At 48.2% G+C, this 26427-nt stretch carries 26 protein-coding genes and 1 pseudogene; 15 read left to right on the forward strand and 12 right to left on the reverse strand.

Annotation, left to right across the window (positions count from 1 at the left end; genetic code table 11):
• The first annotated feature begins 349 nt into the window (after positions 1-349).
• On the forward strand, positions 350-1273 hold the full coding sequence (locus tag WDV75_RS13140) for an EAL domain-containing protein (protein ID WP_273570382.1): 924 nt from the start codon (positions 350-352) through the stop codon (positions 1271-1273).
• Positions 1274-1298: 25 nt separating this feature from the next.
• On the opposite strand, the gene WDV75_RS13145 is transcribed toward WDV75_RS13140, so the two are convergent.
• The 4 genes from WDV75_RS13145 to WDV75_RS13160 all read right to left on the reverse strand — a co-directional run bounded on the left by WDV75_RS13145 (position 1299) and on the right by WDV75_RS13160 (position 3628).
• Positions 1299-1451 (reverse strand): hypothetical protein, encoded by a 153-nt coding sequence (locus WDV75_RS13145; protein WP_273570383.1) that lies wholly within the window; start codon positions 1449-1451, stop codon positions 1299-1301.
• 137 nt (positions 1452-1588) lie between these two features.
• Positions 1589-2053, reverse strand: coding sequence for a hypothetical protein (locus WDV75_RS13150; protein ID WP_273570384.1), 465 nt, complete (start codon positions 2051-2053; stop codon positions 1589-1591).
• Positions 2054-2250: 197 nt separating this feature from the next.
• Positions 2251-2526: a PAAR domain-containing protein gene (locus WDV75_RS13155; RefSeq protein WP_273570385.1), complete on the reverse strand. Its 276-nt coding sequence runs from the start codon at positions 2524-2526 to the stop codon at positions 2251-2253.
• Positions 2527-2878: 352 nt separating this feature from the next.
• The gene (locus tag WDV75_RS13160) at positions 2879-3628 is read right to left on the reverse strand and encodes an SDR family NAD(P)-dependent oxidoreductase (RefSeq protein ID WP_273570386.1); all 750 of its coding nucleotides are present in this window, start codon (positions 3626-3628) and stop codon (positions 2879-2881) included.
• Positions 3629-4415: 787 nt separating this feature from the next.
• On the opposite strand from WDV75_RS13160, the gene WDV75_RS13165 reads away from it, so the two are divergent.
• Genes WDV75_RS13165 through WDV75_RS13185 form a run of 5 tightly spaced genes read left to right on the forward strand, consistent with a single transcriptional unit; the run spans position 4416 to position 13636 of the window.
• On the forward strand, positions 4416-6641 hold the full coding sequence (locus WDV75_RS13165; protein WP_338859968.1) for a type VI secretion system tip protein VgrG: 2226 nt from the start codon (positions 4416-4418) through the stop codon (positions 6639-6641).
• Between the two features lie 14 nt (positions 6642-6655).
• Positions 6656-7873: a DUF2169 family type VI secretion system accessory protein gene (locus WDV75_RS13170; protein WP_273572332.1), complete on the forward strand. Its 1218-nt coding sequence runs from the start codon at positions 6656-6658 to the stop codon at positions 7871-7873.
• On the forward strand, positions 7851-8222 hold the full coding sequence (locus tag WDV75_RS13175) for a DUF4150 domain-containing protein (protein WP_273572333.1): 372 nt from the start codon (positions 7851-7853) through the stop codon (positions 8220-8222). The genes WDV75_RS13170 and WDV75_RS13175 overlap by 23 nt, the downstream gene beginning before the upstream one ends.
• 11 nt (positions 8223-8233) lie before the next feature.
• A complete protein-coding gene (locus WDV75_RS13180) occupies positions 8234-13009 on the forward strand; it encodes an RHS repeat-associated core domain-containing protein (protein WP_338859970.1) in 4776 nt (1591 codons plus the stop codon).
• A 15-nt stretch (positions 13010-13024) separates the two neighbouring features.
• Positions 13025-13636, forward strand: coding sequence for a hypothetical protein (locus tag WDV75_RS13185; protein ID WP_047686580.1), 612 nt, complete (start codon positions 13025-13027; stop codon positions 13634-13636).
• 98 nt (positions 13637-13734) lie between these two features.
• Here the strand turns inward: WDV75_RS13185 and WDV75_RS13190 are convergent, their stop codons facing one another.
• Together WDV75_RS13190 and WDV75_RS13195 are read right to left on the reverse strand one after the other, a co-directional pair.
• On the reverse strand, positions 13735-14055 hold the full coding sequence (locus WDV75_RS13190) for a SymE family type I addiction module toxin (protein ID WP_273572149.1): 321 nt from the start codon (positions 14053-14055) through the stop codon (positions 13735-13737).
• Between the two features lie 77 nt (positions 14056-14132).
• Positions 14133-14465, reverse strand: coding sequence for an RstR family transcriptional repressor (locus WDV75_RS13195; protein WP_047686454.1), 333 nt, complete (start codon positions 14463-14465; stop codon positions 14133-14135).
• 136 nt (positions 14466-14601) lie between these two features.
• Here WDV75_RS13195 and WDV75_RS13200 point away from each other — a divergent pair, with 136 nt between their 5' ends.
• From WDV75_RS13200 to WDV75_RS13210, 3 genes are all read left to right on the forward strand, one after another.
• Entirely contained in the window at positions 14602-17316 is a 2715-nt protein-coding gene (locus tag WDV75_RS13200; RefSeq protein ID WP_273572152.1) for a CHC2 zinc finger domain-containing protein, read from the forward strand.
• Positions 17317-17534: 218 nt separating this feature from the next.
• Entirely contained in the window at positions 17535-18581 is a 1047-nt protein-coding gene (xerC, locus tag WDV75_RS13205; RefSeq protein ID WP_273572154.1) for a site-specific tyrosine recombinase XerC, read from the forward strand.
• A gap of 29 nt (positions 18582-18610) precedes the next feature.
• Positions 18611-18802 carry a hypothetical protein gene (locus tag WDV75_RS13210; RefSeq protein WP_273572156.1) on the forward strand — a complete coding sequence of 64 codons (192 nt, stop codon included), beginning with the start codon at positions 18611-18613 and terminating at the stop codon, positions 18800-18802.
• 6 nt (positions 18803-18808) lie between these two features.
• On the opposite strand, the gene WDV75_RS13215 is transcribed toward WDV75_RS13210, so the two are convergent.
• Complete coding sequence (locus WDV75_RS13215; RefSeq protein ID WP_273572158.1) at positions 18809-18979, reverse strand: hypothetical protein; 171 nt, start codon at positions 18977-18979, stop codon at positions 18809-18811.
• Positions 18980-19013: 34 nt separating this feature from the next.
• On the opposite strand from WDV75_RS13215, the gene WDV75_RS13220 reads away from it, so the two are divergent.
• The 3 genes from WDV75_RS13220 to WDV75_RS13230 all read left to right on the forward strand — a co-directional run bounded on the left by WDV75_RS13220 (position 19014) and on the right by WDV75_RS13230 (position 20388).
• Complete coding sequence (locus tag WDV75_RS13220; RefSeq protein WP_338859976.1) at positions 19014-19343, forward strand: hypothetical protein; 330 nt, start codon at positions 19014-19016, stop codon at positions 19341-19343.
• Positions 19344-19559: 216 nt separating this feature from the next.
• Positions 19560-20012, forward strand: coding sequence for a hypothetical protein (locus tag WDV75_RS13225; protein WP_338859977.1), 453 nt, complete (start codon positions 19560-19562; stop codon positions 20010-20012).
• Between the two features lie 13 nt (positions 20013-20025).
• Positions 20026-20388 (forward strand): hypothetical protein, encoded by a 363-nt coding sequence (locus tag WDV75_RS13230; protein WP_273572409.1) that lies wholly within the window; start codon positions 20026-20028, stop codon positions 20386-20388.
• A gap of 82 nt (positions 20389-20470) precedes the next feature.
• On the opposite strand, the gene WDV75_RS13235 is transcribed toward WDV75_RS13230, so the two are convergent.
• The 3 genes from WDV75_RS13235 to WDV75_RS13245 all read right to left on the reverse strand — a co-directional run bounded on the left by WDV75_RS13235 (position 20471) and on the right by WDV75_RS13245 (position 22112).
• Positions 20471-21232: an IS5 family transposase gene (locus WDV75_RS13235; protein WP_338802971.1), complete on the reverse strand. Its 762-nt coding sequence runs from the start codon at positions 21230-21232 to the stop codon at positions 20471-20473.
• A 139-nt stretch (positions 21233-21371) separates the two neighbouring features.
• On the reverse strand, positions 21372-21692 hold the full coding sequence (locus WDV75_RS13240) for a SymE family type I addiction module toxin (protein WP_273571162.1): 321 nt from the start codon (positions 21690-21692) through the stop codon (positions 21372-21374).
• Between the two features lie 84 nt (positions 21693-21776).
• A complete protein-coding gene (locus WDV75_RS13245; protein WP_337927182.1) occupies positions 21777-22112 on the reverse strand; it encodes a helix-turn-helix transcriptional regulator in 336 nt (111 codons plus the stop codon).
• A gap of 130 nt (positions 22113-22242) precedes the next feature.
• Between WDV75_RS13245 and WDV75_RS13250 the strand changes: the two are divergent.
• The 3 genes and pseudogenes from WDV75_RS13250 to WDV75_RS13260 all read left to right on the forward strand — a co-directional run.
• A pseudogene (locus WDV75_RS13250) lies at positions 22243-22589 on the forward strand (CHC2 zinc finger domain-containing protein); the annotation flags it as partial.
• Entirely contained in the window at positions 22546-22815 is a 270-nt protein-coding gene (locus tag WDV75_RS13255) for a hypothetical protein (protein WP_273571166.1), read from the forward strand. The pseudogene WDV75_RS13250 and the gene WDV75_RS13255, both read left to right, overlap by 44 nt.
• A 97-nt stretch (positions 22816-22912) precedes the next feature.
• Complete coding sequence (locus WDV75_RS13260) at positions 22913-23206, forward strand: hypothetical protein (protein WP_273571158.1); 294 nt, start codon at positions 22913-22915, stop codon at positions 23204-23206.
• Positions 23207-23424: 218 nt separating this feature from the next.
• On the opposite strand, the gene nuoN is transcribed toward WDV75_RS13260, so the two are convergent.
• Complete coding sequence (gene nuoN, locus WDV75_RS13265; RefSeq protein ID WP_273571157.1) at positions 23425-24882, reverse strand: NADH-quinone oxidoreductase subunit NuoN; 1458 nt, start codon at positions 24880-24882, stop codon at positions 23425-23427.
• A gap of 6 nt (positions 24883-24888) precedes the next feature.
• On the reverse strand, positions 24889-26409 hold the full coding sequence (gene nuoM / locus WDV75_RS13270) for an NADH-quinone oxidoreductase subunit M (RefSeq protein WP_189759292.1): 1521 nt from the start codon (positions 26407-26409) through the stop codon (positions 24889-24891).
• Between the last annotated feature and the right edge of the window lie 18 nt (positions 26410-26427).

Consider the following 26427-nt stretch of genomic DNA (forward strand, 5'->3'; position numbering starts at 1 on the left):
CCCGATTAATTGCGGGTAACCTGATAATATATTGATATAAATCAAATAATAATTTAGCCATGGATGGCAACAATATTTGTTTATCTTGACCGTCCTCAGCAATTATAAAAAATTCCCTCCTAATTTTGTCATATAGTTATATAGTTATTTCCCGTCTTTAAATTCTTCCTGTAACATAGCCGACGTTGTTTTCGCAAAAAAAGAGCCTCTTTTTTTGTAATCAATAAGTTAATGAAATTTTGCATAGTTTGGATAACAAGCCTACTGTTAAGAAATGGGCTTGATCAAGAAAGGAGATATGATGGGGCTGGATCTGAAATCATACCGATCCCTGTATCGGATATTTGTGATGTTATTCATCACCATCACTGCCAGCACAGGTTATATATTCTGGAGATTATTTTCCAATTATCAGGATAATATCCAGCCAGATGTAGAATCAGTCTGTGTATTTATTTTATTGTCTCTGCTTACGTTCATATCTGCGGTGTTTTTCTATAGACAGACCAAAACCATAACTATCCCAGAATATCGTTTGAAAAAAGCGATTAAAAATAAGCAATTCATTCCCTATATACAGCCCATTATTTGTAGTAAAAACAATGAAATCATTGGATGTGAAATCCTTGTTCGCTGGCAACACCCCATCCATGGACTATTGACGCCAAATAAATTTATCGCACAAATTGAAAAATCAGATTTGATTATTCCTTTAACGCATAACTTAATCACCCAAGTAAGAGACTATTTTGCGCCTATTGCTCATCAATTACCTGAAAATTTCCATTTTAATTTCAATATTAGTGCAAAACATTATAAAGATGTCAGGTTAATTGATGATTGTCATCATTTTCTAAAATCATTTCCAGAAAATTCTATTAAACTGATTTTGGAAATTACCGAACGAGAATTATTGGAACTCGATAATCATACTATTCATTTATTCAATAAATTGGATGAACTGGGCGTATTAATTGCACTGGACGACTTTGGCACCGGTTTCTCTAATTACAATTACTTACAAAAACTTAATGTTAACTTAGTGAAAATTGGACATAATTTTATTAGCAAAATGAATACTGATATGGTTTCAAAAAATATTGTGGAGAATATCATTGACCTTGCCCTGCGGTTGCATGTGGAAATTGTGGCAGAAGGGATTGAAAGCCAAAAACAAGCTAATCAGTTAGCAAACTATTCTGTCGATTATTTACAGGGATATTACTTTGACCGCCCAATACCGTTGGAAGAATTTGTCAGGAAATGGTTATGATAAGCATTCTCCCTGCAAAAACGGCTTACGGGGTCTTTAGTTCTGACCATTTCTGTTCCATATGCTGTCCAATGGTAGCCGCTAAGTCTTCAACAGATGATTTTTGTTGTTTACGTTGTCGCTTGATAAAATCTTTTAATTCATGCTGCACATCATAGGCAGTATAGAGAGAAAGCATTAGCGTTATTCCTGTCACTATGATAACAATATTTAGCGATTATAACGCAAAATTGTCACAATAGCAGCAATTAAAGGTGCATAATGGTGAATACAGACAAGCATGATGATTTATCAAGGATTAAACAAATCATTCTATTATTTAAACATACTTGCCCTATTTAAAATCTTAGCCTTACCATGTTCATTTAACAAAATAGGGAGCTTATGCAAAAACACATAACCATCATGTTGAAACTCAATCAAGGCTTTATTTAAAGGCGATATAAAAAATGTATCGCCATCAAAAAAACAACCAGTGTTCAGTTTGAAATAATTACCAACAAAATCATCAAGATTATTTGCATCCATCAAATAAACCTCATCCTTTATATAGGAACCTTCATTAATTATAAAAACATCATTGCAAAGATATTCTTTTAAATTAACGCCCTTTAATCTTCCAGTATCATCCTTGCTATTCCAATCTTCTATCTTTTTTAAAAATTTAAATCTACTTTCTTGTGCAAATCCGACATAATTTAGTAATATCAACTCCCCACCAATAATAGGGTGTAACATCAGATCGGCTCTATCCATAGTGTAATTTTTATAGTTTTCCATACTCTTTCCTAATAAGTTCCAAAGGTGAGTCATCACGGCATAAACCATGTTTTTTTAAATTTCATTACTCTAACTTTTAATTGATTTATAATAATCAATTAAAATTATAGTAATTAAGCTTAACAACTACCTGATATCAAATTCAAATATAGTGATTACATCAAAACCACCACGACTGCATCGCTAAATTTTTAGGTCTATTTTTGATAAGTATCAGGAATAGAATGGATAAGTCCAGCATTACAAGGACAAGTCGTCCTGCTATCCAAAGTTCCTGCTAATTTTGTTCCTTTGTCCAAGAAAGAGCTGACTCCACCAACAACAGTATAATTTCCTGAATATCTCCCGCAAGTCACAGCAGAACCTTCAATTGCCGCTTGTTTTCCATAAAATTTAATACTGCTGGTTCCAGTCAAAATAGTACCGCCACACGTCGTTTTGTCGCCGACTGTCAAAAAGTTTCCTTTTGCCATTTTATTTCCTCTTGTTTTAGACTAAATTTACAGTGAAATATTAATTACAGTTTATATGCATTAAACTTCAAGTTACAATTTACAGCACAATATCATTGGCAACCCAAATATCGTAGGCCATTTTTGCTTTTCAGCATATTTATTATGCACATTATTTTCCGAAAACATCAATCTGTTTTAATAACAAGAATACAGAATAATATATTGATTATATCGTTCCATTAAAGCCCATATTGATTTTTATGCGCATTAAACTTCAAGTTACAATTTACAACACGATATGAAACCTGATATCTCCCCGCTAAGTGAGGAGATATCACATGCATCTTGAAGTTAGATCGGTATTTAAAGCCTATTTTACCATTAAACCGCCATCAACAGGTAAACAACAACCGGTAATAAATTCCGCTTTGTTACTCGATAACCACACGATAGCATTCGCGACTTCTTCTGTTTCCCCAATCCTTCCAATTGGATGGGTATCGCCATACGCATCTAAATTATCGCCAAACACACTGACTGACATATCTGTTCTGATTAATCCTGGACACACAGCATTAACCCGAATATTTGACTTTGCCATCTCTAAAGCGGCAGACTTTGTCAATCCAACCACCGCATGTTTACTGGCAGTATAGGCACACCCGCCTGCATAATTCGCCTTTAACCCTGAAACTGATGCGACATTTACTATTGCTCCACCTGATTGCGCCATTAACGGTATCTCATACTTCATGCATTGATACACGCCGGTTACATTCGTCGCAATGACGTCATCCCATACTTCATCTGGATATTCGGTTATTTTTGTAAACGAAGCACCAAACATTCCGGCATTGTTAACAGCAATATCCAAACGACCATAATGCGCTTTAATATATGCAAAGAGCCGTTTAATGTCTGAACGTTTACTCATATCAGCAGAATAAAACGCACAATTAGCATTATGTGGCATTTGTGCTATTGCTTTACTGCCTTTATCAACATTTCGCCCTACCAAAAGGACTGTTGCATTCCTTTTCACAAACTCAATAGCAGTAGCCAACCCTATTCCCGCCGTTCCTCCCGTGATTAATACCACCTTATTTCCAAATACATTCATAACCTATCCCCCTTAAATAAATAATTAACTTCACCTCATCCTTTCAAATTACCACACACCACAACTGTAATTAGAATGGACGTTTTCCCATAATAAAACTTTCATCTATCCTTACAGTGAACACTTTGAATATTATGCCTAAATCCTTATATTTTATATGTTAAAAATAATCAGAACTAAAATGCATTTAATTCATAAAAAAGATATCATCAATATTATTTCAACCATTTTTCTCTGATTTTTTTCCATGTATTTTATACCAATCATCTTTCAAGATGCGTCTTATATCGTGTTGTAAATTGCAACTTGATATCAGGCAGCGGTCGAATCTGGCGTATCCGTAGAATGCCCGCGTAGCCATTCATTCAAACATAATTTTTGAGATCATGATCACAAAATTAAAATGATCATCATTTTAAAGGCAACAGACTCTTCATTTTTACATTTAAATCAATAAGTTAATTAAATACTATTTTTCCGCCAGCTAAATTATGCGAAATAATAAGTTAACTATATATAAAAACACCGCGTATTACGCTAATTAAGCAATGATTTTAATTTTTCATCCTGTGATTGTCAGAAGTTATTTTTTATTTCACTGGATTTCATTTTGTTTTTACTTTTTCATTATTTATTATTCCCCCCATTTTATTCACCACGAATGAGCCGATATATTCGGCTAATAACGTCTCTTCAAATTATCACAAGACGGCCTCTTGCGTCCTTAATTAACCAATTTGTCCGGGACAATGTGTGTGAGATTAACATCATCTCAGGGAGATACACCGTGCCAATGAAAAAGCACCTCACAAAATTGAAGAAAGGAAAAGCGCTGTTGGAACAAGGACAGCAAGCGACACAGAAGGTGAAACAGGCCAAGGAATTGTTGACAGGTGCAAGTGGTAACGCCGCCAATACCAATAGCATGATCAGTGGCATGGGTGGGGGCTTTGCCGGAGGAACAGGCAAATCAGTTGGGGGCCTCAGTGCCAATAGCCTGACCAGCGGCGGCGGTTTTGCCGGTGGGGCCAGCAAGGCACTTGGCGCGCCGGGGTTGGCCGCTAAAGCTGCCGCGGGTAATCTGGGGGCAGGCAAGATCCTGCAACAACTGGGCCAGAAACTGGGGCTGGGTGGTGACGGGCCTGCGCCCAGCGGCCTGCTGTTTACCCTGACCGCGGGCACCTTGCCGGCACAGACCTTTGTTGTCACCGACTTCAGCCTGACCGAACACTTTTCACACCCCTTTACCCTGGAAGTGGGGCTGGCCAGTGCTGACGCCGCCATTGATTTTCCACTGGTGCTGGATCGCACGGCAACACTCACTATTCTGCACAATGGTATTGAACAACGCAGCATCACCGGTATCGTCACCCGCTTTGAGCAGGGCAACACCGGTTTACACCAGACCACCTACCGGATGAGCATCCGTCCGGATCTGTGGCGCACGACCCTGCGGCAGAACTCGCGCATTTTCCAGCAACTCAATATTGCCGGCATTATTACCAAAATCCTCAAGGAGCACAGCATCCGCGACGTGGTATTCAACCTGCGTCACCCACACCCAGAGCGCGAATTCTGCGTGCAATATCAGGAAAGTGACTTCAATTTCCTGCAACGGCTGACCGCAGAAGAAGGTATTTTCTACTTCTTCGAATGTAGCAACGGGCGTAATACGCTGGTGTTCGCCGATGACTGCGGCTCGGTACAGCCGGGTGTACGCTTGCCTTATCAACCCGGTGAAAGCAGTACGCTGGGGGAACCGGCGGTCAGCAGCCTGACCCATAGTGCACAGGTGCGCCCGGCTCAGGTGCAGCTTAAGGACTACACCTTCAAGAATCCCGCCTGGCCGGCAGAATTTCACCAAAAAATACGGGACGAAAACCTGCAACAGCTGTACTACGAACACTACGACTATCCGGGCCGCTTCAAAGACGAGGCGCACGGCAAAGCATTCACCCGCTACCGACTGGAGGCACTGCGCAGCGACGCCGTGACCGGAGAAGGTCGTGGCAATGCGATTGCCCTGCAACCAGGTAAATTGTTCATTCTCGATAACCATCCCCGGGAAGACCTGAACCAGTCATGGCAAACCATCTCCACCCGCCACAGCGGCAGCCAGCCGCAGGCACTGGAAACCGTCAGTTCAGGCTCTGGCACCACGCTAAACAGCCATTTCTACTTCATCCGCCAGAACCAGAACTGGCGTCCGGCACCGTTACCCAAACCGGTGATTGATGGCCCGCAAATTGCCAAAGTAGTCGGCCCGGCTGGGGAAGAAATCTTCTGTGACCAGTACGGGCGTGTGCGCCTGCAATTCCCGTGGGATCGTTACGGCAAGAGCGATGACCAAAGCTCCTGCTGGATACGGGTCAGCCAGCCGTGGGCCGGTCAGGGCTGGGGCATGCTCGCCATTCCGCGTATCGGGCAGGAAGTGGTGGTGGATTTTCTGCACGGCGATCCGGATCAGCCCATCATCACCGGCCGCACCTACCATGCCAGCAACCTCCCGCCGGGCGCACTGCCGGGCAGCAAAACCCAGATGGCTTTCCGCTCCAAAACCCACAAAGGCGAGGGTTACAATGAGCTGCTGTTTGAGGATGCGAAAGGCAGTGAACGGCTGGCACTGCACGCCCAGAAGGACATGTACACCAAGGTACTCAACAACCGCGATACTCATGTGCTCGCCAACCACAGCGAAACCGTGGAGAAAAACCAGGCCATTAAGGTCAATGAGAATAAAGAAGAAACCGTCACCCTTAACAGCGCAGAAATCGTGGGCGAGGTACGCAAACTCACCACTGGCAAGGATTACATTATCACGGTCGGGACGCATAAGCAGGTCAACGTCGGCAATACCCTGGCCATCACGGCCGGGGAGGTGATTGAGCTGCGCTGCGGTGCGAGTGTCCTGCGCATGGACAGTACCGGCAAAATCACGATACAGGGCAGTGAGTTCAAATTTGACGCCAGCGGCGCAGTACAAATCACCGGTAAAGATATCGATCTGAACTAAAAGGAAGCCTTAAGATGGAATTTCGTAACTTGACCCCGTTTGCGGTCATGAACTATCAGATGCTCGATATCGAAGATACCGAACATTATGTCGCCGTGATGAAAATCGGCTATCAGCTTATTCCCACCGGACAAGGGGAGTACCATGCTGAACTGCTGCCTGCGCCACCACTGTGCCTACAGGATGAATATCGCGGCACGATGAACACCTCACAAGTGTTACAAGAAAGCGACCTTGCCCCGTTCAAACCACGTTGTGATGTGATTGTCAACGGCACAGCGTATGCGCCACAAGGCAGACCCTGCCCTGAATTCCCCGTGCGGTTGCTGGTACAAAGCTCACAGGGACAAACCTTGCTCGATAAAACCCTCACTATCAGCGGTGAACGGGAATGTATCCGCGATGACAGTGGTCACTGGCAACTGAGTGAACCAAAACCCTTGACTTCCCTGCCGCTGGATTACCGCTATGCCTTTGGCGGTGAGTGCAAAATCTACGCTAATGATGAAGCCAGCCAGCGTCTGCAAGGATCTGATTACCTGACAACAGCGCAGCGTCAGCAACACCCGGACGGCGAAAAAGCGCCGCTTGCTCATGCTACCTGCGAAACCAATCCGCTGGGAACCGGTTTTATCACCCCGTGGTATGCCGAAGCTAAACAACTGACCGGCTATCCCGCACCGCGTATTACCCGACCGGATGCGCCATTTACTCTTGAGCTTTTTACCGCTCAACTGAATGGCACACTCCTCTCCGATACCCCCGCCTGCTCGCCACAGGGAATGGGATTTATCGGGCGTCCATGGCTGCCTCGTCGGGCATTAGCGGGGACTTACGATGCTGACTGGCTTGAACATCGTCATCCTTATCTGCCGAAAGATTTTGATTTCGGCTACTGGAACGGGGCGCCAGCAGATCAACAGATCGCGTGGCCGGCCACTGATATCGCCATCACCCTGAACGGCCTGACCCCCGATGGTAAGCTGTATGTCTGTCTGCCGGGGCATCGCCCATTTATCCTGCTGCGGATGCACAACGGCGTATTATTGCCCGTACCGATGCGCACGGACACGCTCATTATCGATAGCGATGCCAAAACACTGCACCTGACCTGTCGGCTAAATTTTAGGGCTGACCTGCCCGTGCGGGTTGCCGAAGCCCGGTTTGAAATCAGCCCAGATGCACCATTGCTCAAACTGGCTCCACGGGATGAGGAGAAAAAAGATGGCTGATAACTACCTTGCCCGTACAGCAGGTGACTGGATGATTGTCGGCACGCTGCCGGATGTATGCAAAACCCCGATGGGCGCTTCCACTCCGCCCATTCCTTATCCGGTGGTGGCGAAACTGGCGGACAGCGCCTCGCCGGTTCCCTCTGTGCGTGCCAATGGCAAGCCGGCCGTGGTATTTGCCAACAGTTTTGTCCCGACCACTATTGGTGACCAGCCCGGTGTAGCGAACGGGGTTAAAAGTGGCACGGTTGGCGGTAAATGCCATCCGCAGGAGCACACCAATACGGTGCGAGCGGGCAACAAACTGGTATTACGTCACGGCGATAAATTTTGGATGAACGGGGCATAAGGAAAGAAACGATGACAGAACAATCTTCGACGCTGGTTGTTACACCCACTGTTTATGAAGGCAAGGAATTTTGTGAGGAATTTCATATTCGGACCCAGGCAGAGGCGGAAACTGCACTGAGTCGGGTCGATACGCTCTATCCACAGAGCCGCCGATATTATGGCGCTTATGGAGACGACCCAGAATTAGATCAATACTACAATCACGAAGACGCCAAATTCGAAGCGCAGTCTTTTAAAAAAGCGGCACAGGATGCCGTTGACAAATTCAACAGCGGCGAGTTTCCACTGAAAGCGTGGGAAGAAAAGGAAAAAACAAAAGAACCTGACTATCCTCAGCCCAATTCCCCCTTACCGGCCAGAGTCCGCGATGACAGCCCGACAGGAACAGGGAATACCCTTGGCAAAATTACCGCTCAGGCAGCCCCAGCACAAGTGTCAGTGGCAGAAGCCAATCCCATTCCCAAAGCAGAAACACCGGCAGAAAAGGGAATGTGGGATAAAACCGTTGACTGGTTTCAGGAAACCGCCGATAGCGTCAGCAAATGGATTGATGAGAGTCAACATAATCTGGAGGCGGCCTGGGAGAATCCCGGGGAAGCGGCTATCGGGGCAGGAAAAGCGCTTTGGAATACCATCCCTGAAATGGCGGAATTGCTTGGCAAGGGCATGGTGATCGCCACAACAGCCCCCGCCGCCGCCGCCGAAAAAACCTGGGAATATATGGGAGGCGCTCCTGTCGGCATTGCCGAAATGCAGCAAAAGGCCGTAGAGATGGTCAATGCTGACGCCATTAAACTGGAAATGAAAAGCGACGCAGAAAAAGGGGGCGCCTTCGCTTTCGATATCGGTAGTATCGCTATGGGTGGGGCGGGGATACTTAAAGGCGCAGCAAAAGGCACCGCAAAAGCAGCAGCCAAAGCTGAAGGCAAGGTGTTGAGTAAAAAGGCCAACACTGCTGAAGTATCGGGGGCCAAAATCAAAGGCCAGTCTCAGGAAACCGTTAACCCCACGCCGGCAAAACCCAAAAATGCCGAAAAAGACCCGGTTGACAACAAATCCAGCGAAAAAGACGGCAGTTGCACGGAGACGTGCGGTACAAAAGGTGAGCCTGTCGATATGGCCACCGGCGACTTCCTGCAAGTCTGGCCGGTGATTGCCATTCCCGGGCTGTTGCCAATCACCCTGACCCGCACCTATCGCTCCACCGCCAAATTCAGCGGCCTGTTTGGGCCGAAATGGGCCGATGACTGGTCACGTCAGCTGGTGCTGAGTGACGGCAAGGTCAACTTCACGGATGCAGACGGCGTGATCTACGATTTCAGCACCCCGGATAACACCGTGCTTGCCCGTAATCTGCATATCCCGCATTACGTGCTGACGGGGGAATTGAACGGCGAGCTGCAATTGACCGATCGCCGATCGCAGCTGATTTACCATTTCAATTATGTGATCGGATCGCTCCGCAAGCTGTCTGCGATCACCGATCGTCGCCAAAACGCTATTCAGTTTCTCTATGATGCACAGTCACAACTCATCGAAATTACCCGCACGGATGGTTTCCGGTTACTTCTGGGCTATCACAGACAGCAACTCCAGACGGTCGATTATCTCGAACCGCAGAAGCAGAAACAGCAGCGATTAGTCACCTGTCATTATGATCCGCAGGGCTATCTCAATGAATGTGATGCCTTCCAGTACAATCACCTGTGGCATGAATATGATGTTCAGGGGCGGATGATCCGCTGGCATGACACCGACCAGACTGATTTTAACCTCACTTATGATGAACAGGGACGGGTTCTGACAACGAGTACGGCCAGCGGTTACTGGTGCGATAGTTTTCACTATGATGATCGGTTGCGTATCACGACCTACCGGGATGCTGAGGGCGGGGAAACTCAGCACCATTACGATCACCATGGACTGGTTTTCCGTGAAATTGATCCATTAGGCAGAATCACCCGTCGGCAGTGGCGCAACAGCCAAAAAATGTGGGAAGCAGATCCCGCGGGCAATGTCACCACCTTTGATTACAACCCTGACGGTGCGCTGACGGCAGTAAAGCTTTCAACCGGCGAAATTTTTGCTTACGGTTATGACGAACACGGGCAGCTTATTGAAAGTGTCCTGCCGACCGGCGAGCGCTGGCACTATCACTATGATGAGCAGGGTAACCTTACTGAACTGATCAACCCGCTGGGGCACAAGGAGGAATATCAATACGGTACACAGGGAGAATTACGCCAGCACCTGCTGCCGGATGGCCGCCAGTGGCACTATACCTACGATAAACAACAACGGCTGGCAGCGGTTATCACGCCGGACGGCCAGACCACCGGCTTACAGCTGGATGAACTGGGGCGCCTGCGCCAAATCACCGATGCCCTGAAACAGCACACCCACTACCATTACAGTGATGCCCATGCCAGCCTCAATGGCAGCCTGACCGATATCGAACTGCCGGACGGCACCACGCAGCAACTGGAATATGATACTGAACGACGTGTAGTGGCCGCCACTGACGGCGAGGGCCGCACCACACGCTACACGTACGGTGCATTTGACCTGCTGACTCAGGTGACCCGCCCCGATGGCACCACGCTGCGTTTTGGCTATGATCGCCTGACCCGCCTGCAATCGGTCACGGCGTCCACCGGCGAAACTTACCGTTATGAGCGGGATGCGGCCGGCCAGATTATCCGCGAAATCGATTTTACCGGCCGCACCCTGGAATATCAGTACGATAAACTGGGACGTCGCACCCAGGTGCAATACCCCGATGGTCAGCAACTGCGCTGGCACTATTCCGCGGCGGGGTTGCTGGTCAGACAGGAAAGCGGGCAGCCAGAAGAAAACCAGTGGGTACTGAAGGACACCACCACGTACGAATACAACAAACGCCATCAGCTGGTGAAAGCCGCCAATGCCGATGCCGTGGTGGAATATGAGTATGACAAGACTACGGGCCTGCCGATTTGTGAGCGAATCAACGGGCGGGAAATCACCCGCGAATGGGACAGCCTGACGGGGAGGCCGGTCAGTGAAAGCCTGGATGGTCACACCCTGCACTTTGGCTATCACCCGTTATCAGGCGCACTGAATCATTTTCAGTTTAACCAACATGCCCCGCTGACACTCCGGCATGATGCACTGGGACGGGAAACGGTGCGCGAAAGTGCCCGCGGGTTTATTCTCGCCAGCCGTTATACCGCAACGGGTTTACTGGCCCATCAGTCAGCCGGGCGGGACAGCGCCTTTTTCCAAGAGGCGCTGTCACAAAACGATCCGCATTTTCCTCCCCAGGCGACCGCCGTCAACCGGAGCTGGCAATACGACCGGGCGCATAATGTCCGGGTTATTGACGACAATTGGGGGCAAACCCGCTACCGTTATAATACCAACGACCAGATAGTACACACGCTGTTCGAGGGGTTACGCCCCCATGAAGAGCAATTCAGTTACGATGCCAACGGCAACCTGCGCCAACATTTGCCGGTTGATGCGCAGGGCGCAATGGAACAGTTTACACAACGCCAGCAGGCTGGCCGGGTGGTGCAACGGGGGGATTCGCGTTATCACTATGATGATAACGGCAGACTTATCGAAAAAATCGAACAGTATGACGGCTTCCGCCCCCAGGTCTGGCGTTACCGCTGGGATACCCAAAACCAGCTTACCCACTTAGAAACCCCGGATGGCTCGCGCTGGCAGTATTGCTACGACCCGTTTGGTAGGCGAATTCGCAAAATCAAAGAACGCGATGGAAAACTGACCGCCGCTAATTTGCAACTGTGGCTGGCGGGCAAGCCGGATTTGCCGGATAATCCCAAGGCGCTGGGCGGTTATGATTACCTGTGGAGCGGTGACCAGCTGATTGAGGAAGTGCCGTTTCAGCGTGACGGCACCCGGCTGGAAGAGAAGCGCGTGCGCTGGCTGTATGAGCCGGGCAGCCTGACGCCAGCGGCGCGTTTTGAGCGCGGCAAACTGCATTATGCTATCCATGATCATCAGGGCACCGTACGGGAACTGCTGGATGAACAAGGGGAGATGATCTGGGGCCAGCACCTGACCACCTGGGGCCACGCCGAAAAACGCGGCGGCGTCCCGTCCCATCACCCGGATTACCATGTTCAGTGTCACTTCCGGTTTTTAGGGCAATATTTTGATGAGGAGTCGGGTCTTTTTTACAATCGGCACCGCTACTACTCGCCGGAGACTGCGCAGTACATCAGCCCTGATCCCATCGGGCTGCTGGGCGGGTTTAATCCGTATTCGTATGTCCATAACCCCACCGGATGGGTAGACCCCTTTGGATTAACAAATTGTCCATCTTCATTCATAAATGATGATGTTGTTAATCATTCTAGTAAAGGAGACTGGAAGGAAGCCAGTTCTATGCCACCGAGGGATAGAAAAACATTCCCAAACGGAAGGTTAAGTGGTGGGGGACATGGACAATCAGCTATTCGGGAGTTAGAAGCAAGAGGTATCCCTTACAATATAGAGCATACTTATCCTAATGGGGTACGGGTAGGAAATATACCTAACCATGCATCTAAAGCGAAACGCAAAGGAACAGGCCAATCATGGTTCCCAGAAAATTGGAGTGATGCAGATATTAAACATGCAGGGAAAGTAATTTGGGATTCTCCAAGTAGTGTAAAAGTAGACATGCCTTCTGGCGGAACTATGATTTCAGGAACACATAATGGAGTCTTTATCCGAGTTGTCCGTGACCCTAAAGGGGGCGGCTCTATTTTCCCAGATAATTCAATTCAACCTTAACGCATGATGGATTATATGAATATAGAACATAGCATTCGTGAAATTAAAAGAAAGTGTGATGAAATACTCTCTTTTAATATGTGGTTTAATTTTCATGACGGATTTTTTTGGTCAATTATTGAATTAATTGATAATGATTTTCTTATAGATATCTATAGTTCTATTGAAGATAAATATCTTGAAATTTTGTGCCATGAACCAGTAATTATTTCTTTGGTAGAATCAACTCAGAGCAAGGAACTGATTGATTTAATTAAAAACATAAGAGATTACAAATCTGGTTTAATTGATGATATTCTTATTCATGATATCGAATCAGCTTTATTTGTTAATTATGATGAGCCAGAAAACCATTTGAGTGCCCAAGAATTTAAAGATACTTACATGACCCTTAAAAAACTAACTAAAGAGGCTTTGAATACAGAGCAAGATAATGAAAGTATAAAAAACACCTTAGACTCAATCATTGATTTTTCAGAAAAAAACAGACATGAATATTTATCTTACGTCCGTGTGTATTGGCTAAGTCTTTATTTTTATAAGTCAAACTATAAACTTAAAAACCAAGATGAAATAGAATATTATAAGAGAAATTTATCTGAACTATTTCCATGTGGTAGCTTTTAAATTAATAATAACTGAAATATGATTCACGTTATTAAGCCGGAAAGATCAGCGTGATCTTCCGGCTTTCTTCTTTTTTAAGAGCCGCTCATTCCCTGCCCTTAGTTGCTGTTGTAGTCGCCAATCAGTTCCCGCATCCGCAGCTTAATCTCACTGAGCTGGGCTTGCTGGCGCTGGTACTGTTGCTTCATTGTGTGGGTGTCGTCGCTGTCAGGAATGAGCACTAAACAGCCATCCATAATCTTGACGGTGAGTGTGCCACCAATATCAAATCCGGCCTGCTTAAGCCACTGCCCTTTAAGATGAATTGCGGGCGGGGCATTGGCCTTGTCATTTTGCGGCACGTATCCCACGGTGTAATAACGTTCGGTTTTTGCCGCTTTATTTACGGCACGGTTTTGCCTAGAATGCGCCTTAGCCATCATTCAACTCCTTGTTAGTTGGTTGTGGTCAGCGGCGTTGGTGTGTTGCAACCACATCAGCGCCGCGTTAAGTCAGATTATCCAATCAATAGCCTAGCCTGATGCTTGAGAATCAGGGCATCCAGCACTGAAATCACCGAACGTTGTTCTTCCTCATCCATCTGTTTAACCGCCTCAAACTTCAGCTTCAGTTCGTCCTGCGGTTCACGTTCTTCTTCCTCAAATATCAGCCAGTCCGCCGACACATTAAAAGTGACAGCAATCCGCTTGAGAATGTCCAAAGAGGGCTGTGCTTCACCAGACTCGTAGCGGCGAACTTGGGTCAGGTGTATGCCTACACGCTCAGCCATCTGGGGCTGGGTCAGGCTATGCTGCTTGCGCAGTTGCAGAAAGCGGGTAGAAAAACTCATCCAGTCTGTTCCTTTGTCAATATTGATGAGTTCCATTATCGCCCCCTGTTCTAAATAGACTTGACTAAATAATCTTTATAGAGCATATAATAATATCTATAGAGAGCATTGACAAGGTTTTAAAAGGAACATTTTTATGGCTCGCATCCCCGACGCAGAATTACAGCACCTGAAAGCCGCCGTCTCTTTAGTGGCCGTTATCGAGCAACAAGGCCGGCAGCTCTTTAAGCGCGGCAAAGACATGGTTGTGCTGTGCCCGTTCCATGAAGAGAAAACGCCCTCGATGGTCATCACACCGTCAAAAAATCTCTATCACTGTTTTGGTTGCAGTGCGGGCGGCTCGGTGCTGGACTGGGTGATGAAAACCGAAGGGTTAAGCCTGCGCCATGCCGTGGAACGCCTGCGCGCGGTGTTAGGAGTCAATCCCTCGGTAGAGCCGTTGGTGCAACCTGCGGAGCTGGTCAGTGATGCTATCGGGCAACAGGGGCTGTTATGGCGGGTGATTGGGTTCTATCACCATACGTTGCTGAATGCGCCGGAAGCACAGGCGTATCTGGCGAAGCGGCGGCTCAATCATCCTGAATTAGTCACGCAGTTTAAGCTGGGTTTTGCCAACCGGACGCTCGCTTACCGTCTGCCCGGCAGTAAATACACCAAAGACGGGGCTGATGTCCGCCAACGCTTACAGGCCGCTGGCGTGATGCGAAAATCAGGGCATGAGCATTTTGTTGGTTCACTGGTTGTGCCGGTGATCAGTCCTGAGGGGCAGATACAGGAAGTGTACGGGCGTAAAATCACGGATCGTCTGCGACCGGGCACACCGTTGCATCTGTATCTGCCGGGGGCGCATGGTGGCGTCTGGAATGAAACCGCGCTGGGTACGTCCAAGACGTTGATCCTGTGTGAATCGCTGATTGATGCGATGTCGTTCTGGGTAACGGGGCAACGCAATGTGACTGCCGCCTATGGCGTAAATGGCGTCACAGCGGATCACTGGCGGGCGTTCGAACACTACGGCATTAAGCAGGTACTGATCGCGTTCGACAATGACAGTGCAGGCAATGAAGCGGCGGTCAAACTGGCGTCAGCATTGGTTGCCAAAGGGATCACACCGCTGCGCGTGGTGTTCCCGCCGGGCAGGGATGCGAACGGTTATCTGTGTCAGATGGCAGAACCCGAATCCGCCTTTGCCCTGCTGCTTGAGAGTGCCGTACCGATGCAGGAAGCTGCCGATCTCGTTATCGTTGAACGCCAGACAGTTGAACCCGCCGTTGACCCCGAACCAACAGTCATCTTAGCCGCTGAACCTGTGCCCCGCGTGACGCCGAATGTGGTGTGTGAATCCGGCGACAACGGCGAGCTGCTGATCTCGGTCGGCACATTACAATGGTGTCTGCGCGGCATGGGCACAGTCAAAGCCGGCGCTGCCGTGATGAAACTCAATGCGCAGGTGCTGGACAGGCAAAGCGGCGTGTTGTTCGCGGATGGCGTTGATCTGATCAGTGCCCGTTCCCGCCACAGTTATGCGCGTCTGGCTGCGGCTGAGCTGGGGCTGGGCGAAGCGGATCTGCGGCGTTCGCTGGGGCAGGTGTTACTGGCGATCGAACAGTGGCAGCAACAACCCGCGGACACCGGCCCCAACGTACCGGAGATGGGGATCGCGGAACGGGAAGCAGCACTGGCGTTACTGCAAGATCCGTACTTGACGGCGCGTATTACCGCTGACTTAGCCGCCTGCGGCGTAGTCGGCGAATCCACTAACTTACTGGCGGGCTTTTTGGCGGCCGTGAGCCGAAAGTTACCCAAACCGTTAGCCGTCCTGATCCAGAGCAGCAGTGCCGCCGGAAAATCCTCATTAATGGATGCCGTACTGAACCTGATCCCGGAAGAAGAACGCATCCAGTACAGCGCCATGACCGGCCAGAGCCTGTTTTATCTCGGTGAAACCAACCTGCAGCACAAAATATTAGCCATCGCGGAAGAAGAAGGCGTGCGGCAGGCGGCTTATGCGCTCAAGCTGTTGCAGTCAGACGGCGAGTTAACAATGGCGAGTACGGGCAAGGATGAAGCCACGGGCAACCTCGTGACCAAAAGCTACACCGTCAAAGGCCCGGTGATGCTGATGCTCACCACGACTGCCATTGATGTGGATGAAGAGCTGCTCAACCGCTGTCTGGTGCTGACGGTGAATGAATCCCGCGAACAGACCGAAGCGATCCACGCGGTGCAGCGCCAGAAACAAACCCTCGAAGGCTTGCTGGCCGAGAACGAGCGCGATTATCTGACCCAGCTTCACCAGAACGCCCAGCGGCTGCTGAAACCGCTGAATGTGGTCAATCCCTATGCTCACCAACTGACGTTCCTGTCAGATAAAACCCGCACCCGCCGTGACCATATGAAATACCTGACGTTAATCCAGAGCATTGCCCTGCTGCACCAGCACCAGCGGGAGATCAAGAGCACTGAGCATCGCGGCAAGCGGCTTGAATATATCGAAGTGAGCAAAGACGATATCAAACTGGCGAACCAGCTTGCCCATGAAATCTTAGGCCGGACGCTGGACGAAATGCCGCCGCAGACGCGCAGGCTGTTACTGTTAATCCAGCAGATGGCGCACGGCATGGCAGCAGAACAACAATGCGCACTGAATAGGGTGCGTTTTACCCGACGGGATATCCGGGCTTACACGAACTGGAGCGACAGCCAGCTTAAGCTGCATTGCCAGCGCCTGAGCGACATGGAATACCTGCTTGTTCACGGTGGCAGTCGCGGGCACCTGCTGCAATACGAACTGCTGTGGGACGGTGACGGCGACAGCGCCCACTTAAGCGGCCTGATCGTCCCGGTATGATCCCCGCAAGTCTGGGTAGCACGGAGGCAAGTCTTCCCCAAGTCTACCCCAAGTCGGGGTCAAGTCTGGGTAGCCAAAACTACCCTAAAGCCACAGCCAGAGTGGGTTAACCGAGCGCAAGTCTGACAAAACGAAAAATCACTGTTCCGGCAACACAATAAAAACTTCCCGTCATACCGTACTGCCGGATAGCACCCACGACAAAAAGGACAATCCGCATGATAACTTCACACGACAACACCCTGATCACACTGCGCCAACAGCTTGAAGCGTGGTTCGACACGCTGCTGGCACAAGGCCGGGCTGACCGCACGCGGGAAACATACCGTAGCTACCTGCTACCCTTTATCGACTGGTGCGAACAGCGCACGGTGCGTTACCCCGCACAGGTCACACTGGTGTTACTGGAAAGCTGGCAGCGGTATCTGCGGGCTTACCGTAAAGCCGATGGCCAGCCTTACGGCAATAACGGTCAGCGGGAACGGCTGATCGCCCTGCGGCTGTGGTTCCGCTATTTGCTGCAACGCCATCACATCCTCTATAACCCAGCCGAGCAGATGGTGTTGCCGAAAGAAGAAAAGCGGCTGCCGGCGCAGATCCTGAGTGAACGGGAAACCACGCAGGTGTTGGACAGCCTTGATGATCAGAGTGTGTTGGGACTTCGCAACCGGGTGATGCTGGAAATCCTCTGGAGCAGCGGCATCCGGCGCATGGAGTTACGCCAGCTCCGGCAGGGGGACATCGACTTCGAACGCGGTGCGGTCGTCGTGAATCAGGGCAAAGGGAATAAAGACCGGGTTGTGCCTGTCGGTGAGCGGGCGCTGGGCTGGCTGAAACGCTATCTGGTCAACGTCAGGCCACAACTGGCCGCGCACTATGACAGCGGTTATCTGTTTATCTCGCAAAAGGGCAGGCCGCTGAGTCTGGGACACCTGACGCAGATCGCAGGCAAGGCCATCCGGCAGCAGGCGCAGTTAGACAAACCGGGCGCCTGCCATCTGTTCCGGCACTCAATGGCGACGCAGATGCTGGATAACGGCGCGGATATCCGCCATATCCAGGCAATGCTGGGACATGAGAAACTTAACACGACAGAAATTTATACACGCGTGGCGATCGGTCACTTGAAGAAAGTGCATAAACAAACCCATCCGGCAGAGCGTGACACACCGACACCACAGGAAAGCAGTGCAGGTTGTGCCAGCGACGAGCCGGATGCCGAACCGACACCCCAACGCACCGGGCAGTCTGACAGTCCCCGTTGAGTTCGCTGGGAACGGTGCAGGGGCAGACCGTGGCCGGACTGCCCGTCAGCATCGGTGCTCGCGGGGGTACGTGGGCCATGGTCGGCCTGAGCAGCCGTGTCCCCGTTCAGTCAGTGCAGGCCGCCCAAAGCCCACTCAACATAATGTGGGGGAATTATGCGAAACTCGCCGTTGCGCTGAGTCGTTCCCAAAAACCGGGCAAAGCGGCTCGCATCGCATAATTTACATTATGTCTGGCGCCCCCGCTGTTCGGCATCGCGGGGTGTGGCGCACAAGGCTTCGCCTTCTGCTGTCAGCATCGGCGCACCCTCTTGGCAAACACCGCGCCGAATCGGAACACTGCGCCAACGTCCAACCAAGCAGGTACCTTCTTTAGCTGCCTTGCTATCCTCTGGCAAACACCCCTGTAGGCAAGTCGGCCTGCGGCCTCCGTTGGTTTACCTCCCCCGCCCCAACCCACGCTGCATTGGCTGCGCCCGGCTCGCAGTCGCTGCGCTCCTCGCTCGTTACCGTGCTCGCCATCTCCGCCCCGTGCAGCCCCCAGAGGGGGCTTCCCTTGAGCAAAGCATCATCGGTAAAACCGAGCCAGATCCTGCGCATCAGTGCTTGATAGCGTCGCAATGCGCCGCTGGCGGGTTCTGTGCCACCCGCACCCGCAGAACGAGCGCCCGCCGCCCAAACGAGTTGGGCGACGTTCGCCCGTTGCCGAAAGTGAAAAGCCTCACAAAATCAGGTTATTCAATCCATCACAAGCCAAAATGATCGCTATACTGCACAACGGCTTGCGGCGGTGGCATAGCAAAACAGGCCAAAAGTGCACTTCGGCATTTTAGGTTCGCGGGAATGGGCTAAACAGGTAAAAACGGTTCTTTAATAAGCTGATAGATAAGAAAAAAATCGCTTAAAAAAGTATAACCGCACCGGAACCTGCCCTAAGACCCCATTGGGTTGCTGAGCGGGTTTAACCCGTATTCTTACGTGCATAATCCGGTTGGGCGTGTTGACCCACTTGGACTGAATTCAGAATTAATTGCGACTCAGGAGAAGATCAACGCAATACTTCGTGAGCATTTACCGGAAATACGCAAAATAGATCCAAATGCGGAAATTGGCTATCGAGGCAGTGTGGCGAGTGGAATAAGTAAAGCACACGATCCGAGCATAGCCAGACCTGTTAATTTAAAAGACTTTGATGTGGATGCATTTATTAAATCTGATTATCTGGGTTATGACACAAGATATACAAATAGGCGACGTGATGGTAATAAATTCCCAGAAATAGCTAAAATTGAGCAAGATATTGATAGAAAATTAAGAGCTGCACTTCCTGGGTTAAGGGATGAAGCATTTGGATTCAGAATATACAAAAGTCATGAACTTGATGATTACCTACGAAAAGGTGATAAGCAGGTCGTTATTAATTGTAAATAATTCAAGGTGATATATGACTCGTTACTTAAGTATAGTATTAGATACAGACACCAATTTTGAAGAGCTGGTATCTGAAATCAGCCAGGTTTTTGATATTAATTTACTAATCAAAGATGATAAAGGTAGATATATAGCTACCGGTGATTGTGAAAAATACAAAATTATTGTTGTTGATAAATTAGATAGGTCATCTGAATTATTATGCGATGAACATTATACGTTAGAACTAGCTATGAATAACGAAAATGATCATTATGAATACGAAGATAATATAAGGAATATATTGTTCAACGGTAAAATAAAATGGAGCAGAGGAGTATGGAATACAATAAATGAAAATGAAAGTTGTAAAATAATTTATCCTCACTATAAATAGTGAGAAAGTAAAATTTATAAATAATTATATGCAATTAGAGCCGGAAAGATCCTAGGGGCTGTTGACGTTTTGAGTTCACCATTTACTCAACCCACATCGGTAACCATATAATGACAAACGCCAGTGCCAACATACTGGCGTAATTTCGCGCCAATTTATCGTATCTTGTCGCAATAGCTCGAAAATGTTTTATTCTGGCAAACGCATTTTCGACCAAATGCCGATAACAGTATAAAACTTCATCAATACTTTTATCGGGTTTTCGGCTATTTTTTCGATAGGGAATGACCGTTTTTGAACCTTGTTTTTCAACGAAATCTCTGAAAGTACCGCTATCGTAACCTTTATCCGCGATCACAAAATCGGATGCGGGTGAATGGGTGACCAAACTTTCTGCATGTACAATGTCGTGCGTTTGACCCCCTGACAGCTCAAAATGGACAGGCAAACCATAACTGTCTACGGCCAAATGAATTTTAGTCGAACGTCCACCTCGACTTTTACCGATGGCTTCATCTTCTGTTGAAGCTGCCCCTGAGCTATGTTGATGAGCGCGGATAATACTCCCATCAATGAATAACCATTCGGTGTCTGTATTTTCAGATAACAATTTGAATAATAATTCAAAAACACCTTTCTTTGACCAGGCGTTAAAGCGCTTAAAAAGCGTATTCCATTTGCCAAATTCATCGGGTAAATCCCGCCACGGACATCCCGTTCTCATTCGATAAAGGATCCCTTCGAAAGTCAGGTAATGCGCGTCTTTGTGGTAAATACATCCATGTTGTTGCATTAATACAGCTAGCGTATTCCATAAAGATTTTGATAACATTGTTCTTGGCATGATGAGCTGGGGTAATGGTTTTTTCGCGAAGACAATGATACCAGATCATCATGCTGTTCAAACTTCCCTCCACGAAACGTCAACACGCCCTAGTGATCTTCCGGCTTTGTTATTTTTAAGAGCAGCTCACTCCCTGCCTCTAGTTGCTGTTGTAGTCGCCAAGCAGCTCGCGCATTCGCAGCTTAATTTCACTGATTTGCTCTCGCTGGCGCCGGTATTGCTGTTTGAGGCTGTGAGTCTCGTCGCTGTCAGGAATAAGCACTAAACAACCGTCCATAATCTTGACGGTCAGTGTGCCCCCAATCTCAAACCCCGCCGCCTTAAGCCACCTGCCCGTTAAATTTATCGCGGGTCGGGGGTTCGGCCTGCCGTTTTGCGGCACGTATCCCACGGTGTAATAACGTTCTGTTTTTGCCGCTTTATTTACGGCACGGTTTTGCCTAGAATGCGCCTTAGCCATCATTCAACTCCTCGTTAGTTGGTTGTGGTGAGCGATATCAGCAGGTAGCCGCCTGCTGATATCGCGCTACATCATTCTATTGTCTTAACTCTTCAACCACTTACGCGCCTGATACTTAATCACCATCCCTTCCAGCATTTCTCTGATGACGTTTTTTTCTTCTTCGGGAAATTCATTAATCGCCTCGAACAAAAAAAGAAACTCATTAGGTGGCGTCCGTTCGCCCTCTTCAAAAAGTAACCAGTCAGCAGAAATAGAAAACGTTTTAGCTAACTTGCGCAGGGCTTCGGCGGAGGGTTCAGAAGTTCCGGCTTCGTAGCGTTTAACCTGCTGAACATGAATATTGGCAGCATCAGCTAACCCTTGCTGGGTCAATCCTTTTTGCTTCCGTAGTTGAATTAAACGGGCAGAGAAACTCATCTCAGAACTCCATGATAATACAGAATCCATAATGTAAGTCCTCCGTTAATGTGCCCTTGACAATAGTTACATTATGGGTACTAATATAATACATGCAAAGAATCTTGACGCAGTTTTAAAGAATTAAGATATGGCTCGCATCCCCGAAGCAGAATTACAGCACCTGAAAGCCGCTGTCTCTTTAGTTGCCGTTATCGAGCAACAAGGCCGGCAGCTCTTTAAGCGCGGCAAAGACATGGTTGTGCTGTGCCCGTTCCATGAAGAGAAAACGCCCTCGATGGTCATTACCCCGTCGAAAAACCTCTATCACTGCTTTGGCTGCGATGCCGGCGGTTGAGCCACTGGTGCAACCGGAAGAGCTGGCCAGTGATGCCATCGGGCAACAGGTGCTGCTGTCACGGGTGGTTGATTTTTTATCACCATACCTTGCTCAATGCACCGGAAGCCCAGGTCTATCTATCCAAGCGGCGGCTCAACCAACGAATACCTCTGTCAGATGGCCGAGCCGGAAACCGCCTTTGCCCTGCTGCTTGAGAGTGCCATACCGATGCAGGAGGTAGCGGATAAGCACTATACTGCACAACGGCTGACGGCGGTAGCAGGGCAAAAAGCGCACCGGGGCAACATCGCAAAACAGGCCAACCAGTTACAAATGGTAAACCTTGGAAAGTTCAAAATATGGGGGAAATTATCGGGGCTATAGAAGGTAAACCAAGTCAATGGATAAGAGTTGAATATAGCGGCGGTACTATCCACGGACATCCAATATCTCTCAACTAATTTAGGCAACTGACAAAATAATGAACATTGATTTTTCAAAAAAAAGTGGGGTGATCATTTTTAATGATTTTTCTATTAGTGATGATATTCCACTTGAGAATCAACTTAATGAATTAAAAGAAGATATGTTGCAAGTAGAATTTCCTAATGGATATCTTTTAGACATCGGCTGGAGACCTTCATTCGAAATTAATGGACAGTTTAACTTGGCATTAATTAAAGATTTTAACTGGGAAAGTCCTGTTTATTTAGGTTCAGCAAAGAATTTATCTGAGTTAGAAGAAAAGATTCAATCAGCAATGCATAAATTATAGTTGACGAAATTTAAAAGCCGGAAAGATCCCCGTGAGCTTCCGACCTTGTTCTTTTTAAGAGCAGCTCAGTCCCTACTCTTAGAGGCTTTTGTATTCCCCAATCAGTTCCCGCATCCGCAGCTCAATTTCACTGAGCTGGTCTTGCTGTCAGACATTTACAACAAAAAAACCCAGACAACGATGACTGGGTTTTTTAAACATTTTCTTTAATTTATTGTTTACAGAACACTTTTCGCCTGCTGAACAATATCAATTAGCGGTTGTGGCCAAACACCAAGGATCAATACCAGTAATGCACTGAGCAATACCACAATCCCGCCAGAAGTAAACGCCCAATTGTGTGGTGTATCACGGTTCAGTGCTTTCGGTGCAGGCAGGTACAGGCTCACCATCACGCGTAAATAGTAGTAAAGACCGATGGCACTACCCACAACTACGGCACCAGTCAACCACCACAATTTTGCTTCAACACCTGTCGCGATGACATAAAATTTACCAATGAAGCCAAATGTTAATGGTATTCCCGCCAATGACAGCATCATCACTGTCATTACCGCTGACAGGATCGGTTTATGCCAGAACAAGCCACGATATGAGAACAGTGAATCCGCATCTGGCCCTCTGTATGGGCTGGACATCAAGCTGACCACACCAAATGCCCCGATACTGGCGAACAAATAACCGACCAGATAAATACCTGCCGTCTCTTCTGCCAACGTATGATCTTTGATGGCAACCAATACCACCAGCAAATATCCCAAATGAGCAATGGATGAATAGCCCAGCAGTCGTTTGATATTGCTTTGTGTCAAGGCCAATAAGTTACCAAACAGGATAGATGCAATAGCAATCACTGTTAGCAGAATACGTAAGGTTGTGCTTTCAGCCACGGGTGCTTCAATGAATAAACGCATGATCACTGCGAAGATCGCAACCTTACTTGCCGTTGCCAGAAAGGTCGATACCGGTGCCGGTGCGCCTTGATAAACATCCGGTGTCCATAGTTGGAAAGGCACAAGGGAAAGTTTAAAGCCCAGCCCTACGATCATCATCCCCAAGCCAGCCAGAACTAACGGTTCATGCAGTTTGCTATCGCTCAAACTCTTGCCTAGTGATGCGAAAGACAAATCACCGGATTCTGCATACAGCAATGCAATACCAAACAGCAGGAATGAAGATGCGGCCGCAGACAACAGCATATATTTAATGCCCGCTTCCAACGAACGTTTCTGGCGATAGGCATAACCCACTAAGCCAAACAGCGGCAAGGTGATCAATTCAATTCCGATAAACAGTGATGCCATATGGTTGGCAGAAGAAAGCAGAATTCCTCCAGCCGCCGCAATCAACACCAACAGATAAAATTCTTCTTTATTATCGGGATAATTTTCCAACCATGAGTAGGCAAATGTCGTTGTTGCAAGGCTCGCAATCAGCACAAGCGCAGTATAGAACATTGCAAAACGATCTACATGAATCAATGGCGTGACATCCATTGGCTCCTGCTGCCCCACAAAATAGAGTGAGAACAGGGCCAGGTTTAGACCAATCACCGTCAAGGTGACATTGGTGAAATGATCGCGTCGCCACGCAATGGACAACATCACAACCACTACCGTCAATCCGACGATCAATAGCGGCAACAGTGCGATCAATTGTTCAGAAGTTATTGTCATGGCGAATTACGGCCTTGTAGTTAAAAGTGAAGCTGAATACCAATTCTGGATGTTACCCATTGCTGCGGCTGAGGTATCAAGAATTGGCTGCGGGTAAACCCCTAAAATTACCAACAAGACAACCAACAGCAGCAAAATGGAAATTTCACGCACATCCATTCTCTGTAAGGGTTTATCCGTTTTTGCCGTACCGTAATAAGCCTTCTGCATCAAGTACAGTGCGTAAACGGAGGCAAAAACTAAACCGAACACGGATACCGTAGTCACCAGGGTAAATTGACTGAAGCTGCCGAACAGGATCATAAATTCCCCAACAAAGTTACCGGTTCCTGGCATACCTAATGTGGCTACGGCAAAAAATAGGGATATCGCCGGCAAAAGCTGAATTCTTCCCCACAATCCGCCCATTTGGCGCATGTCCCTGGTATGTAGGCGTTCATAAAGCTGACCACACAGAATGAACAAACCCGCGGCTGACAGGCCATGTGCAATCATTTGGATCACCGCTCCCTGATAAGCCAATTGGCTACCTGTGTAAATGGCGATAAGCACAAAACCCATATGGGAAACACTGGTATAGGCAATCAAACGTTTGATATCAGTCTGACTGAATGCCATCCAGGCACCGTAGAAAATACCAATGACGCCTAGCCACATGGCAATCGGAGCAAATTCCGCAGAAGCTTGCGGGAACAGAGGCAAACTGAAACGTAACAAACCATAAGCTGCCGTCTTCAGCAAAATCCCTGCAAGGTCAACTGAACCTGCCGTTGGAGCCTGACTATGGGCATCCGGCAACCAGCCATGTAAAGGAACAACCGGCATTTTCACCGCGAATGCAATGAAGAAACCCAGCATTAGCAGGTATTGAACGGTGTGTGACATCGGCGTATCCAACAATTTTTCATAGTTGAATGTCCATTCGCCGGTTGCATCATGGTGAATGAAAGCCAGTGCCAGAATCGAAATCAGCATCACCAAACCGCTGGCTTGGGTATAGATGAAGAATTTCGTTGCCGCAGTGATACGGGTTTTACCTTCTGAGCCTCTGTGCCCCCACAGGGCAATCAGGAAGTACATCGGTACTAACATCACTTCCCAGAAGAAAAAGAACAAGAACAGGTCGATGGCAAGGAAAACCCCCATCACACCACCCAATATCCACAGCAGGTTCAGGTGGAAGAAGCCCTGGTATGGCTGGTTTTCATTCCACGAACAGAGGATTGCCATCAAACCCAGTAATGCAGTCAACACGACCATCAGCAAGGATAAACCATCCAGTGCCAGATGAATGCTAATGCCGAAACGTGGGATCCACTGAAGCAAGAATTCGGATTGCCACTGTGGTATGCCCTGTGGGTTGGTGAGTGTATAACCGCCCTGTAACCACAGGTACAGGGAGAGTAACAGCGTCAGTCCCATCGCCAGAAGCGCTATCCAACGCGGCATACGGGTGCCGAAGCGCTCGGCCTGCCAACACAACAGGCCTCCGATGAAGGGCAGAAGAATTAGCCAAGGTAGTAGCATGGCGCAATGTGTCCCTTA

Source organism: Xenorhabdus griffiniae, assembly GCF_037265215.1.
GTDB lineage: Bacteria > Pseudomonadota > Gammaproteobacteria > Enterobacterales > Enterobacteriaceae > Xenorhabdus > Xenorhabdus griffiniae.

What these genes read in the sequence shown, in the direction of transcription:
- WDV75_RS13140 (WP_273570382.1), top strand. Translation starts at nt 350, where the DNA reads ATGTTATTCATCACCATCACTGCCAGCACAGGTTATATATTCTGGAGA.
- WDV75_RS13145 (WP_273570383.1), bottom strand. Translation starts at nt 1,451, where the DNA reads ATGCTTTCTCTCTATACTGCCTATGATGTGCAGCATGAATTAAAAGAT.
- WDV75_RS13150 (WP_273570384.1), bottom strand. Translation starts at nt 2,053, where the DNA reads ATGGAAAACTATAAAAATTACACTATGGATAGAGCCGATCTGATGTTA.
- WDV75_RS13155 (WP_273570385.1), bottom strand. Translation starts at nt 2,526, where the DNA reads ATGGCAAAAGGAAACTTTTTGACAGTCGGCGACAAAACGACGTGTGGC.
- WDV75_RS13160 (WP_273570386.1), bottom strand. Translation starts at nt 3,628, where the DNA reads ATGAATGTATTTGGAAATAAGGTGGTATTAATCACGGGAGGAACGGCG.
- WDV75_RS13170 (WP_273572332.1), top strand. Translation starts at nt 6,656, where the DNA reads ATGGAATTTCGTAACTTGACCCCGTTTGCGGTCATGAACTATCAGATG.
- WDV75_RS13175 (WP_273572333.1), top strand. Translation starts at nt 7,851, where the DNA reads ATGAGGAGAAAAAAGATGGCTGATAACTACCTTGCCCGTACAGCAGGT.
- WDV75_RS13180 (WP_338859970.1), top strand. Translation starts at nt 8,234, where the DNA reads ATGACAGAACAATCTTCGACGCTGGTTGTTACACCCACTGTTTATGAA.
- WDV75_RS13185 (WP_047686580.1), top strand. Translation starts at nt 13,025, where the DNA reads ATGAATATAGAACATAGCATTCGTGAAATTAAAAGAAAGTGTGATGAA.
- WDV75_RS13190 (WP_273572149.1), bottom strand. Translation starts at nt 14,055, where the DNA reads ATGGCTAAGGCGCATTCTAGGCAAAACCGTGCCGTAAATAAAGCGGCA.
- WDV75_RS13195 (WP_047686454.1), bottom strand. Translation starts at nt 14,465, where the DNA reads ATGAGTTTTTCTACCCGCTTTCTGCAACTGCGCAAGCAGCATAGCCTG.
- WDV75_RS13200 (WP_273572152.1), top strand. Translation starts at nt 14,602, where the DNA reads ATGGCTCGCATCCCCGACGCAGAATTACAGCACCTGAAAGCCGCCGTC.
- xerC (WP_273572154.1), top strand. Translation starts at nt 17,535, where the DNA reads ATGATAACTTCACACGACAACACCCTGATCACACTGCGCCAACAGCTT.
- WDV75_RS13230 (WP_273572409.1), top strand. Translation starts at nt 20,026, where the DNA reads ATGACTCGTTACTTAAGTATAGTATTAGATACAGACACCAATTTTGAA.
- WDV75_RS13235 (WP_338802971.1), bottom strand. Translation starts at nt 21,232, where the DNA reads ATGCCAAGAACAATGTTATCAAAATCTTTATGGAATACGCTAGCTGTA.
- WDV75_RS13240 (WP_273571162.1), bottom strand. Translation starts at nt 21,692, where the DNA reads ATGGCTAAGGCGCATTCTAGGCAAAACCGTGCCGTAAATAAAGCGGCA.
- WDV75_RS13245 (WP_337927182.1), bottom strand. Translation starts at nt 22,112, where the DNA reads ATGAGTTTCTCTGCCCGTTTAATTCAACTACGGAAGCAAAAAGGATTG.
- WDV75_RS13255 (WP_273571166.1), top strand. Translation starts at nt 22,546, where the DNA reads ATGCACCGGAAGCCCAGGTCTATCTATCCAAGCGGCGGCTCAACCAAC.
- WDV75_RS13260 (WP_273571158.1), top strand. Translation starts at nt 22,913, where the DNA reads ATGAACATTGATTTTTCAAAAAAAAGTGGGGTGATCATTTTTAATGAT.
- nuoN (WP_273571157.1), bottom strand. Translation starts at nt 24,882, where the DNA reads ATGACAATAACTTCTGAACAATTGATCGCACTGTTGCCGCTATTGATC.
- nuoM (WP_189759292.1), bottom strand. Translation starts at nt 26,409, where the DNA reads ATGCTACTACCTTGGCTAATTCTTCTGCCCTTCATCGGAGGCCTGTTG.